11 protein-coding genes are annotated in these 11,847 nt (G+C 50.0%); 4 read left to right on the top strand and 7 right to left on the bottom strand.

Annotated elements, in window-relative coordinates; all coding sequences use genetic code 11:
- Positions 1-24: 24 nt before the first annotated feature.
- The 4 genes from F0L74_RS24930 to F0L74_RS24945 form a co-directional block, all read right to left on the bottom strand.
- Positions 25-2,472, bottom strand: a complete 2,448-nt coding sequence (locus tag F0L74_RS24930) for a bifunctional YncE family protein/alkaline phosphatase family protein (RefSeq protein WP_149840628.1) — start codon at positions 2,470-2,472, stop codon at positions 25-27.
- Between the two features lie 126 nt (positions 2,473-2,598).
- Positions 2,599-4,197 (bottom strand): putative phage tail protein, encoded by a 1,599-nt coding sequence (locus F0L74_RS24935; RefSeq protein ID WP_213087074.1) that lies wholly within the window; start codon positions 4,195-4,197, stop codon positions 2,599-2,601.
- Between the two features lie 84 nt (positions 4,198-4,281).
- Positions 4,282-4,992: a LytR/AlgR family response regulator transcription factor gene (locus F0L74_RS24940; protein ID WP_246197809.1), complete on the bottom strand. Its 711-nt coding sequence runs from the start codon at positions 4,990-4,992 to the stop codon at positions 4,282-4,284.
- A complete protein-coding gene (locus F0L74_RS24945) occupies positions 4,989-6,017 on the bottom strand; it encodes a sensor histidine kinase (RefSeq protein ID WP_149840630.1) in 1,029 nt (342 codons plus the stop codon). The genes F0L74_RS24940 and F0L74_RS24945 overlap by 4 nt, the downstream gene beginning before the upstream one ends.
- A gap of 249 nt (positions 6,018-6,266) precedes the next feature.
- Here F0L74_RS24945 and F0L74_RS24950 point away from each other — a divergent pair, with 249 nt between their 5' ends.
- A complete protein-coding gene (locus tag F0L74_RS24950) occupies positions 6,267-7,136 on the top strand; it encodes an alpha/beta fold hydrolase (RefSeq protein ID WP_149840631.1) in 870 nt (289 codons plus the stop codon).
- 98 nt (positions 7,137-7,234) lie between these two features.
- On the opposite strand, the gene F0L74_RS24955 is transcribed toward F0L74_RS24950, so the two are convergent.
- The 3 genes from F0L74_RS24955 to F0L74_RS24965 form a co-directional block, all read right to left on the bottom strand.
- Positions 7,235-7,522 (bottom strand): hypothetical protein, encoded by a 288-nt coding sequence (locus F0L74_RS24955; RefSeq protein WP_149840632.1) that lies wholly within the window; start codon positions 7,520-7,522, stop codon positions 7,235-7,237.
- 61 nt (positions 7,523-7,583) lie between these two features.
- On the bottom strand, positions 7,584-8,564 hold the full coding sequence (locus F0L74_RS24960) for a GlxA family transcriptional regulator (protein WP_149840633.1): 981 nt from the start codon (positions 8,562-8,564) through the stop codon (positions 7,584-7,586).
- Positions 8,565-8,606: 42 nt separating this feature from the next.
- A complete protein-coding gene (locus tag F0L74_RS24965; protein ID WP_246197810.1) occupies positions 8,607-9,881 on the bottom strand; it encodes a BamA/TamA family outer membrane protein in 1,275 nt (424 codons plus the stop codon).
- A gap of 118 nt (positions 9,882-9,999) precedes the next feature.
- Between F0L74_RS24965 and F0L74_RS24970 the strand changes: the two genes are divergently transcribed.
- From F0L74_RS24970 to F0L74_RS24980, 3 genes are all read left to right on the top strand, one after another.
- On the top strand, positions 10,000-10,923 hold the full coding sequence (locus F0L74_RS24970; RefSeq protein ID WP_149840634.1) for a sugar phosphate isomerase/epimerase family protein: 924 nt from the start codon (positions 10,000-10,002) through the stop codon (positions 10,921-10,923).
- A 116-nt stretch (positions 10,924-11,039) separates the two neighbouring features.
- Positions 11,040-11,459: an ester cyclase gene (locus F0L74_RS24975; RefSeq protein ID WP_149840635.1), complete on the top strand. Its 420-nt coding sequence runs from the start codon at positions 11,040-11,042 to the stop codon at positions 11,457-11,459.
- A gap of 143 nt (positions 11,460-11,602) precedes the next feature.
- Entirely contained in the window at positions 11,603-11,842 is a 240-nt protein-coding gene (locus F0L74_RS24980; RefSeq protein ID WP_149840636.1) for a hypothetical protein, read from the top strand.
- Positions 11,843-11,847: the final 5 nt, after the last annotated feature.

Below are 11,847 nucleotides of genomic sequence, written 5' to 3' on the forward strand. Positions count from 1 at the left end.
ATCTTTTATCTACTCTTAATTGGTTTATTTGTCATCATCATCATCGTCATCGTCTGCTGCCTTCATGGGCTTCACAAATGCTGCCCGTACAATAACAGGCACTTCTGCATTTTCCCCTTTCACTGCTTTCCAGGTGATCATGTTCATCAGCTGATCCGGTACTACATCCTCCTTAGAGAAATCAAGCCCTTTGGAGATGGCCGCCAGGCGGGTGCCGGAGGGGTTCACATCATCCAGGTTCACATTGGCCGGCAGGCTCTTAAAGCGCGCTGCATCCGGCTGCTCGCTAAAGCTTCGCCACATAGGCATGGCAGCCGCATCGTACTGCGTCATAGGCGGCATACCCAGTATCAGCTCTATGGTGTGGATAATAGAAGAGGTGGTATACATGGTGTGATCCACAAAATGCCTTTTTACATAACCGCCGGCTATATAGGCCGGGGAACGGTGCGCATCCACATGGTCCGGTCCGTTCTGGGCGTCATCTTCCAGTATGAATACTACAGACTCTTTCCATACCGGGCTTTGGCTCAGGTGCTCCAGGAACATGCCTACGGCCAGGTCGTTGTCCGCCACATGCGCAAAAGGCGTAGGGCGGCCGGCAGATAACCCTTCTGTATGGTCATTGCCAAAACGCACGGTCATCAGCTGGGGCAGCGCATTAGCAGCCACCAGGGAGTCAAAATCCGCCTCCCAGGCGCGGTAACGCAGGGTATCTTTAATATGCAGGTTAAACCCGTCGAAAGTTTTTGCAAAATGGTCTTTCAGTACCGGGATATTAGCTTCCTTACGGGTAGCAAACTCTCCATAGGTACGATAACTAACGTTAGATTTGCTGGCCCGGTCCCAGATGTATTGTTTATTGAGCAACGTACGGTTCTTAGCGCCCGCGCCACGGCTACCATAGCTGGTGGGCCAGTTCTTTTCCATATAATCTGTTGCATAGGCGCCCATGCTCCAGTTATGCCCGTCTGCGCTCACTTCCCCATCTACATAAAAATTATCCAGCAATACAAACTGCCGGGCAATAGCATGCTGGTTAGGCGTGATCTTTTCGCCAAACAGCAACAGGCTGGTATCACCATTACCTTCCGGCATATCGCTCAGCACCTGGTCATAGGTACGGTTTTCCTTAATGATGTAGAAAACATGTTTAATGGGTGAAGCGTCGCCTACTTTGGTAGGTACGGGATTGCCCGCCATACCGCTGCTGGCCATCTGCTCCTGCTCTTTATTGTAGGGCGTATTATGATACACTGCCTGTGAATATACAGAGAGCTGCTGTTCGTCAGGCACGGGTATAATGCTCATGGTACCCACGATCAAACCGCCGCCTATATACTGCACCCGCTTGGGCTGGGTGGCGTCTCCGGTATGGATGCCTACATGTTCTTTTTTGCTATAAGGGTTAGGGCCCTGGGGGTTGGGGAAAGATGAGAAACCCTTGCCATTGGCAACATACAGTTTCTTACCCAATACCTTTACCGTGGTAGGATACCAGCCGGTAGGAATAAACCCTTTTGATACGCTGGCGCCCGCCTTGCTTACATCAAATACCGCCAGGCAGTTATTATCTGCATTGGCAATATACAGGGTACGGCCGTCATCGCTCAGCGCCAGTCCGTTACTGGTAGAACCGCTTAACTGGGTGGGATACAACGCGGCATTCAGTGTTTCCAGCACCTTCCTGGCCTTTACATCAATCATGGATACGCTGTTGTCATTGGCATTGGCCACATACAGATAGCGCCCGTTCTTAGATATGCAGAGGTCATTAGGATTGTCTCCCACGGCAATACTATCCGTAAATGCCCGGCTGCCGGTATTATATACCATTACCTTGTCACCGCCCCATAAGCTGATGTACAGCTCTTTTTTATCCGGCGACAGCAGGCAGGTATAACCCTCTGCGCTCAGCGGCAGCTGTTGCTGCACCTGGTGCGTGGCCAGGTCTATCACATACAGGCTGTTGTTCTCTTTCGTCACCACATACATAAGGCCCCGCTTATCATCCAGCACAATACCTGTGGGTGATACAAATGCTTTAGGCCAGGCTTCGCCCAGCTTAAAAGTATCTTTTGTTATCAGCTTATTATTTTCGATGGCATACTGTAATATCCAGTTATCATTGCCACCGGAGGCATACAGGTATTTCTCATCCGCGCTAAAGGCAATACCGCCCCAGGAGCGATGGATCACTACCTGGTCCAGCGCCTGGTCATTGCGGGCATCTATCAGTTGAATGGTTTGGGTGCTTTGTCCGTTATTTGTAACGGCGGCATAGCGGCGGGTGCTGCTTACTGCAATGTTCAGCGGCAGGTCTCCCAGCGGCAGACTTGTTCCTGCGGGCGTAAGCGACCAGCCATTTGGCAGGTGTACCCTTTTACTTTCCAGTGTGGAAAGGTCCTGTGCCTGTATGCCGGTAGCTAATACCAACAGGCATGCGGATGCGAGCAATAGTTTCCTCTTCATATATAATTAGTCAGATTTGACGGTTACTTATGCTGCAGACAGTAGGGATAGGATGAAGGGGTGAAACTATAAAAAATGCAGGGAGGGGTATGTTATGAAATTGTAAAGAAATGGTTTGCGGGCGCACTACCCATACACCTGCTCCACCACCTTCACCCAAAAATTCACCGCGCCTAACGCGCCCCAGTTCCTTTCAAACAACAGATTCCCATCATTACTTACTGTATATACATTCGTGCCCGTTATCCCTATCTGGTTAGTGCTGATCACGGCCAATGTCTGCGCCGCGCCTAATTGTGTGGAGTTAATAGAGATGATATCCGTAAATGAGATGGTAGATGAATAGGCTGCCTCTCCCCTTACCAGCAGCAAATAGGAGCCACGGCCGGTGGGGTTGGTCCAGATCTGTTCCCTGATGCCTGGCGCGGTAGAAAGCCCTTCTGATACACTGCGGGCACTCAGTATAAAACAGCGGTTGGCATTGCGGGTAAAAAAGGCAAGGTCAGTGGCTTTTACATTGCCTATGGAAATAAGATCGCCGCGGTATACGGACATATCTGCTATATAACCCGTGCTGTCATCATCAGAAGAAGGCAGTACATTCACTACGTTTCCCATCTTTACCACGGGATTGCCGTTAAAGGTGAAGTACGCGCCCTGTCCGCCGCCGCAATTGGTCTTACATTTCAGGAAGATCACATTATCAATATCAACAGTACCGCTGTTGATGGTACAGCAAATAGGCGCTTCATTGGCTTCATTCAGATCGCAGGTGTTTTCGCAACGCTCAAAATAACAGTTGCGGATGGTCAGCTGGCGGGTATAAACATCTATCAGGTCACCGTTGGCAGCCGCGGAAATATAATCCACGCTGCAGCCATCAATATATACATCTGTAAAACCGCTTACATGTATGCCCCGGTAGCCAACGCCCAGCGGCCTTGCGCCGGAGTCTATAATCGATACCTTATTCAGGTGCAGGGTAGTATTGTTAGCCATTACCACCGGCTCCAGCAGTTCTATACCTGCGGCTTTTTCCATGGCTGCGCCGGCGTTCACCTCTATAAATACATTGGATACCACCACCTGCCACATAGCGCCCTCTCCCGCATCTTTTTTGATACCGGTATGCACAAAGCGCATACGGAAATTACCTATATACGCATTATTCACCTGGGAGGCATTGGTAAGCCCTTCTGCCGTGATGATCATGCCGATGGTATTTTCATCGCAGTCCGCTGATGCTACATTGGAGAAATCAATGTTCAGCCCCTCATAGCGGAAAGCGGCGCCCTGTATATTAATGGCAGGAAAGGAAGCGTTGGGTTTTATTACGGCGCCATTGCCTTCAATACGCGTACCGGGGCCGGCCTGTATGTTGATGGTATCGCTGATGAGGTATGTGCCCGGCGCATACAGCACAGAGCCTTTGCCGGCGGTATAGTAACGGTGGGCGGCCTGTATGGCGGCGGTATCATCGGTAATGCCATCGCCCCTGGCCCCAAACCACTGCACCTGTACAGGCCCGTCAAACAGCCGTTTCCAGCGGCCGGCCGGCGCGGCAAACACCGTACCGCCATCTGTGAGCTCCGCAGCTGTGCTATCCCAATAAAAGGCCCCGCCTCCGCCGTCTCCCGGTTCATGATATCCTAATACCTGCACCAGCTCGTCCGGCAGGGAGGGGCTATAGCTACCCAGGTCATGTACTATTGTATTAAGGGCCATTTCCATCATCAATTGAGGTGCTTGCAAAAACGCACCTCAAAGATAAGCCCTTGCTACGCAGTATACCTGCGTAAAAGCTTGTCCTTATTTCCGGATCAGTTTCCGGTCAATCAGCTTCATCAGCTCATCCTTATAGTTCTTGCTCACCGGCAGCTTATCGTTGCCTATAACGATCTCTGTGCCGCTGAACGACTGGATCTTATCTACCGCTACAATGTAGGACTTTTGTATACGCAGGAACCGCCCTGCAGGCAATTGCGCTTCCAGGGAGCGCATGGTCGTCAGCGTCATATATTTGGCGCGGGTAGTATACAGGGTGCTGTAGTTCTGCGTGGCTTCTATATACAAGATCTCATGGTAAGCGATCTTTTCATAACCATTACCAGCACGGATAAAGAAATAGTCCCCATCGCCCTCCGGCGCAGCGGGCTGTTTGTAGGCCATCAGCTCTTTGGCGCGGTTCACCGCTTTTAGGAAACGGTCCGGCGTAATGGGCTTTACCAGGTAATCCAGCACATTGAGCTCAAAACCCTCCAGCGCAAAATTGGGATAAGCCGTGGTAATGATCACCATTGGCTTCACCGGCAGGCTTTTGAGGAAATCAATGCCCCTTACCCGGGGCATCTCTATATCCAGGAACAGCAGGTCTATATGCTGCTGTGCCAGTATGGTATTGGCTTCCATGGCGCTGCTGCACTCCGCCGCCAGTTCCAGGAAACCTGTGTCCTTTACCAGCAGGGCAATGCCCTCCCGGGCCAGCGGCTCATCATCTACTATGATACAACGTATGCTCATGATGTTTGTATGCTTAATAAAACCCGGTACTGTCCGGCGCTGTTATCTATCTGCAGCTGATGACGGCCATTGTAAATGAGCGCCAGCCGCCGTTTCACATTTTCCAGCCCTATGCCGCCGTACAGGTTATCTTCCGGCGGAACAAGGTGCTCATCCACCGTATTGGCTACCTCCAGTTCAAACAGCCGTTGGCGGTAGCGTAACAGGATCTCCACGTTGTTATCCCGGTGACTGAAAGCTGATACATATTTAAATGCGTTCTCCACAAAGGGGATGATCAACAGCGGCGCTATAGAAAAGCCCTGCACCTGCTCCTCCACCTGGTAACGGGTGTTAACACTGTTACCTTTGCGCAGCTTTTCCATCGCCACATAATTATGCAGGTAGGCAATCTCCTTTTCTACCGGTATCTCTTCCGCATTGCACTCGTACAGCTGGTAACGCAGCATATCCGCAAAACGGGCTAGTGTGCCCGCGGCAAATTCCGGATCCTTGCGGATAAGGATATAGATGCTGTTAATGGCGTTGAACAGGAAATGCGGGTTGATCTGCGATTTCAGGAAACGCAGCTCATTCTCTGTGCGCTCCTTTTCCAGCAGCTGGGCCCTGCGGTCCGTTTGCACCTTTTCTTTGATAGCTTTAACGCCGGCAAATAAGAACAGCGTGTAAAAATTGGCCAGCAGGGCGTAACCAAAGAAACTGGCGGGCCTTAACGCTTCCTCGCCGCCAAGATAATGCACCAGCGGTAAGAAAAGGGCCATCAGCAGGCATACCCCCGCCAGGTATACGGCCAGCAACAGCAAGGTAAATACCCCATACCGCCTGGCGCTAAAATATTTTGGCACCAGCCAGTAGGCAGCCGCGTAAGAGGTGCCTCCCTGGCTCACAAACCAGATCAGCGCGCCAAGCAATGCCCACCCCGGCGGCGTACCATAACTATACATGGTATAGCTGGTCCAGAAGGCCAGGTATATAACCCAAAATAGTACATGATATAATTTATAGCGGAGAAAGACGGTCATCATAGCTGGCAGGTTTACCGGTGGCGAATTTACCGGCTATCTCATAAGATAGCAATATTTATTGATGAAATAAGGCCCCATAAGGACGAAAGCCGGCCTTTGCTACACTTGTATAACCCCAGGTGGGGAATAACGCTAATTGAAGCCTTAAAAGGCTTTTCATCATATCAACCCGGCGTTATGTCAAAACATTTTTGACGCGCCGCGGCAATGCCTTCATTTTGCATCAAACACGCTTAAATCTATCATCTTATGAAACAGTTATGCGCTTCTGTTCTTTTACTACTACTGTCCATTGCCTTACATGCGCAGGATTGCCACCCCTCCTTCCGCGTACAGCAAACCGGTAAAGGCCAGCCTATGATCCTCATACCCGGCCTTTATTCCTCCGGCAAGGTATGGGACAGCACTGTGGCCCGCTTTGCCGGTAGGTATGAATGCCATGTGATCACCCTGCCCGGATTTGCGGGGCAGCCGCCTATACACTCAGATACCCTTCTGCGCACGGTAGCGCATCAGCTGGCCTGTTATATACGGGCGCATCATCTCAACAAACCGGTGATCATCGGGCATAGCCTGGGCGGTACGCTGGCCCTGCAGCTGGGCATACTCTACCCGCAGCTTACGGGCGATATTATCTGCGTAAGCGCAGTGCCGTTCCTGCCGGCTATGTCTATGGGATCCGCTATCACCGTAGACAGCGCCCGCGCCATAGGTGACAAGATCCGCCAGGCGATGGCCACCCAGCAGGCAACACAGGTAAGGGCCAGCCAGAATTATACGCTAAAGACCATGATACGCGACTCCATAAAGATCGCGGAGGTAATGGAAATGGCAGTAAGATCAGATCCTGCTACCCAGGGGCAGGCCATGTATGAGCTGTTCAGCACGGACCTGCGGCCCGCATTGTCCAATATCCACAGCCGTATACTGGTGCTGGGCGACTGGATCGCTTACCGGCAATTTGGCGCCACGCATGATAATACGCTGGCCAATTTTCAACAGCAGTTTAAACAAGCCCCTAAAGTAACGATCGCCCTCTCCGATTCCGCCAGACATTTCATCATGTTTGATGAGCCCCAATGGTTCTATAAAGAGGTGTCACAGTTCCTGCAGCTGTGATACAGTAATATGCTGCAGCATATTTGAGGCAACGCTGCAATAAAAAGGCTCCGGAACATTATTTCCGGAGCCTTTGTTATATGGGAACGGTGTGGTTCTCAGGTACGTGAAAAAAGATAAATACCAATAGCCATGCTGATCAGGATCATCAATATAATGATCATAAGCGCCCCGCTCTTAGGCTTACTGATACTATTACGCAAGCCCCTGGCATCCAGTAAAGCTTCTACTTCCCCCTTGGCAGCTTTTAAGGAATAGCTGCTGCCCTGCTCCTTTGTTTTCTCGTCCTTATAATATTTAATACCGGCAATGAGGCCTTGTTGCAGACAGATCTGCGCCGTTTTTTCCTCCAGGCTACCGCCGATAACTGTTGAACGTTGTTGCATACACTTATGTTTATGAAGTTAAAGCATACGGCCGGCGGCACGTATACAGTAACCAGTCTGATTAATAAACCATCTCCCGGTTAAAATGATTACGATAACCCAGCGGCGACATACCCGTAATGCGTTTGAACACATCGCGGAAAGACTTCGTATCATTATACCCGGTATCATACATCACTTCATTAATATTACGCACGCCGCTTTCCAGTAGCTTCTTGGCCGCTTCCACTTTTACCATCTGGATGTATTCCACCACAGACGTAGCAGTGGCCACCTTAAACCGGCGCTCAAAATTGCGGCGGCCCAGGTTCACCATACCGGCCAGCTGGTCTACCGTAAGCTTTTGCTGATAATTGGTCTCAATAAATTCCTGCACCTGCAGCACGCTTTCGTCCTTATGATTTTTATACCCTTCAAAGATGATAAAATGTGATTGCTTCTGACGGTCCACATCAATCGCAAATACCTTGGCGATAAACACCATCACCTGGTGGCTGGTGTATTTATTGATCAGGTACAGGATCAGGTTCAGGTACGAGTAGGCCGCGCCGCTGGTATAAATCCCTTTTTCGTTGGTCATGATCTCATCCTTTACCAGCTCCGCATCCGGGAACAAACGCCGGAAATCGTCTGCATGCGCCCAATGCGTGGTGCATTTCTTACCATCCAGCAAACCAGTAGAGGCCAGCAGGAACGCGCCGGTACAAAGGCTGATGACCTCTGCCCCATTGCGGTATTGCGAAATTATCCAGGGGATAAGGTCTTTATTGTGCTCCATATTCCCCAACACATCGCCATGCAGGGCGGGTATGATCAGCAGGTCCGTTTTAAAGTCTTCTGTAATAAGGCGGCTGGGGTGTATGCTGAAGAAGTTCTCCTTTAGCTGGTTATTGCTCCGTTTCCCTACCAGCTGAAAGAAAAAGGCCGGGGGTTTGCCCTCTTTCATCACAGCTTTATTGGTCTCTGCGAAGATATGATGGAGCCCTTCCACGTTACTGAGGCTGATATCCCCCTCGGGGATAAGGACGGATACGTATTTCATGTTATAAAGATAATAAAGTACGCGTAGCTTTTTAGCGTTCCGTCAGAACGCCTCGCCCAGGTTAATGTAGAAGATACGGGCGTCTTTGCTGATACCATAATCCAGCGCAATATTGGTATTGGAGCGTTTGTTGAATTTAATGCGGAGCCCTGCGCCAGCGGCTGGGTGGAAGGCCGTAAACCGGTATTTATCCGGCTGCGTTACGGTGTTCATATTCATAAATACGGCAAAACCCAGTAAACCATTATTGGTAATATCGCGGCGGTATTCCGCCTCCAGGTTAATAAGGCCCTTGCCGCGGTACCGGTTCTGATCTATCCCCCTGCCGCTCCGGTTATTAGGGTCCCAGCCTATGCTGGGCAGATCCAGGTATGGGGTTTTATTGCCGATGGCAGTCCAGTAAAAGCCCCATAAGGCCAATACATTCTGCATCCACGCAGGCCCGAAATGGAAATACCGGCGGTAGTCTACATACAATGATTGCCAGTTATCATTGCTGCCCAGGAAAGTAGGATTAAAACGCAGCACTGCATTTACATAATAGCCAGATTGTGGGTTGATGGAATTCTGCCGCGTATCATTCAGCACGTTCAGGGATACCCCGGAAGACACCGAGTGTTTGCCGGGCGTAGTGCCATACTTATATTTCACAAAAGTAGGCAGGTCCATGGAATCATTATCCCTGATCCTGATGGCAGAATGCCAGTCCAGATGATAGCCCAAACCAGCCAGTAGCCCTGGCCTTATCCTGCGTAAAAAAGTCTGGTAAAGGCGGAAATAGTTATTCCCTACCAGCTCCCGCTGACCATCCGGCACACCCTGGCCCAGGCCCCAGGTATACATTGGGTTTACTATAAAGCGCATATCCCCTACTATGTTACGGTTGTTGCCCTCCAGCCACAGATTGGAGTGAAAGGAGAACGAGAACCGGCCCTTAAAGGAAAAAGAGGGCGCAAATGACACATTGGATAAGCGGGTGGTGCGCCGGGGCCCCAGATAAAAAGCCGCATTGGTAGAGGTAATAAGCGCATTACCACCACCGGGAATATTAGTTGGCACGGGAATCAGCGAATAATAGATCTTTCCCCGCTTGGTGGGGACTTTTTTAGACTTAATGTGGAGTATATCCTTCGCCAGGTCAATAACATCCACTTTAGGCACTGTATCTTCATCCGTATCGTAAAAGGGACGCCTGACCGTATCCGTGCGCTCCTGCCCCCAAAGGTAGCAGGGCAACAGGAGAAGCAGCATCAGCAGCCATTTACTTATTTGTGGTAACAGTTGTTTGCGGGTGGTCATGCTCCGGGTATCAGTCAAATTTTTATTATTGATTAATAAAATATTGTGCCAGAGCACTAGAGGGATTGCCGTAATTTATTTATATTCATACATCCTTTACAACACGTTATTCACACGTCCATAAACTTACACTACCATGAACATCTCCAGAAGAAATTTCCTGCGTAATGGCGCGTTTGCGCTGGCAGGTACCACGTTATTGACCAACAAGCTCTTAGCCGCCCGGGGCGCCGCAAAGGAAGTACTGGGCATCCAGCTATATTCCATACGGGATGACATGAAAAAAGACCCCTCCGGCACCCTTAAACAGCTGGCCAATATGGGGTATAAATATGTAGAACATGCCAACTATGTAGGCCGTAAATTCTATGGCTATTCCGCGCCGGAATTTAAAAAGCTGCTGGCAGACCTGGGCCTGTCCATGCCCAGCGGCCATACCGTTATGGGCAAACAACACTGGGACGCCGCCAAAAAAGACTTTACAGACGAATGGAAATATACCGTGGAAGATGCCGCCACCGTTGGCCAGCACTATGTGATCAGCCCCTGGCTGGATGAGAGCCTGCGCAAAACATATGACGACTTTAAAGCGTATATGGATGTGTTCAACAAAAGCGGAGAGCTGTGTAAAAGATCCGGCATGAAGTTCGGTTACCACAACCACGACTTTGAATTCAGCACACAACTGAACGGACAGAAACTCTTTGACCTGATCCTCCAGAATACAGACCCTTCCCTGGTGGCACAACAGCTGGACATTGGCAATATGTACCATGCCGGCGGCATTGCGCTGGATATCCTTAAAAAATATCCTAACCGCTTTGAGCTCATGCACGTAAAGGACGAGATCAAAACAGACCATAAAGAAGGTGGTATGTCCGGCAACTATGAAAGCACTGTGCTGGGCGCCGGTATCATCCCTGTAAAAGAAGTGATTGACCTGGGCCGTAAATCCGGCGGCACCAAATACTTTATCATAGAACAGGAATCTTACCAGGATAAAACACCCCTGGAAGCCGTAAAGATCGATCTGCAGAAAATGAAGCAGTGGGGTTACTAACCTGCTGCCATTAAATAAACAACATGGCCTGGAGATAACTCCGGGCCATGTTGTTTTACGCAATATGCGCATGGCACGGTTTTTTATCTCCGGAGTAGGACCAAACTCCTGTTACTATGCAGCCAACCGATAAAATAGCGCTGGCCCGTAATTATATGGCCGTCTGGAATGCAGGCCAGGACAACCGGCTCGATACTTATGCGCACCCCAACATCAGCATTTATTATTCGCATTACCCCCAGGCTTATGAAGGCCTCGAATCCTGCCGGCAAATGCTATTGGCCACCTATTCTTTTTTCCCGGATCTTAAAATAGAACTGCTGAATATTATACCCGCAGATAGCGCGGTAACAGTATACTGGGAATACACCGGCACGCACAAAGCAGGCAACCTGTTTGGCAAGACCGCCACGGGGAAAACGGTACAGGTAAAAGGCATGACGGTATTGGAAATAGACGGAGAACGGGTGATAAAGGAATATGGCGTGGTAGATAACCTGGCGGTGCTCACAGGGATTGGCGCACTACAGGTATAACAGCGTATTTATGGTAGCGCCCGCAGGCTAAACGAATTATACAAACATCCCCCAAACCTCCGGCGACCGCTACAGCAGCGGGCTGGCACAGTTTTTAGTCCCTATCCATAGTAAACCATTGCTATCATCCTAAAAAAATTTTTATGGAAAATCTATTCAATGAGACGCACGAGGAAGGCAAAGTAGCAAAAGCCATTGAGGAGCAAACTGCCAAATTACCTTCTGATACTTTTCTGTGGGCTGCCGTGGCTGCTATGGGCGTATCACTGGCTTTCCAGTGCCTGCGCAAAAAACATACTAGCCTGTTCATTGGGCAGTGGGCGGCGCCTTTCCTGCTTATGGGCATCTACAATAAAATTGTAAAAACAGAAGGACATGATTGATCCTG

Origin of the sequence: Chitinophaga agrisoli, assembly GCF_008386695.1 — a bacterium.
Taxonomy (GTDB): domain Bacteria; phylum Bacteroidota; class Bacteroidia; order Chitinophagales; family Chitinophagaceae; genus Chitinophaga; species Chitinophaga agrisoli.

Bases quoted from the DNA above. Each gene is read 5' to 3' on its own strand.
- F0L74_RS24930 (WP_149840628.1), bottom strand. From the start codon at position 2,472: ATGAAGAGGAAACTATTGCTCGCATCCGCATGCCTGTTGGTATTAGCT.
- F0L74_RS24935 (WP_213087074.1), bottom strand. From the start codon at position 4,197: ATGGCCCTTAATACAATAGTACATGACCTGGGTAGCTATAGCCCCTCC.
- F0L74_RS24940 (WP_246197809.1), bottom strand. From the start codon at position 4,992: ATGAGCATACGTTGTATCATAGTAGATGATGAGCCGCTGGCCCGGGAG.
- F0L74_RS24945 (WP_149840630.1), bottom strand. From the start codon at position 6,017: ATGATGACCGTCTTTCTCCGCTATAAATTATATCATGTACTATTTTGG.
- F0L74_RS24950 (WP_149840631.1), top strand. From the start codon at position 6,267: ATGAAACAGTTATGCGCTTCTGTTCTTTTACTACTACTGTCCATTGCC.
- F0L74_RS24955 (WP_149840632.1), bottom strand. From the start codon at position 7,522: ATGCAACAACGTTCAACAGTTATCGGCGGTAGCCTGGAGGAAAAAACG.
- F0L74_RS24960 (WP_149840633.1), bottom strand. From the start codon at position 8,564: ATGAAATACGTATCCGTCCTTATCCCCGAGGGGGATATCAGCCTCAGT.
- F0L74_RS24970 (WP_149840634.1), top strand. From the start codon at position 10,000: ATGAACATCTCCAGAAGAAATTTCCTGCGTAATGGCGCGTTTGCGCTG.
- F0L74_RS24975 (WP_149840635.1), top strand. From the start codon at position 11,040: ATGCAGCCAACCGATAAAATAGCGCTGGCCCGTAATTATATGGCCGTC.
- F0L74_RS24980 (WP_149840636.1), top strand. From the start codon at position 11,603: ATGGAAAATCTATTCAATGAGACGCACGAGGAAGGCAAAGTAGCAAAA.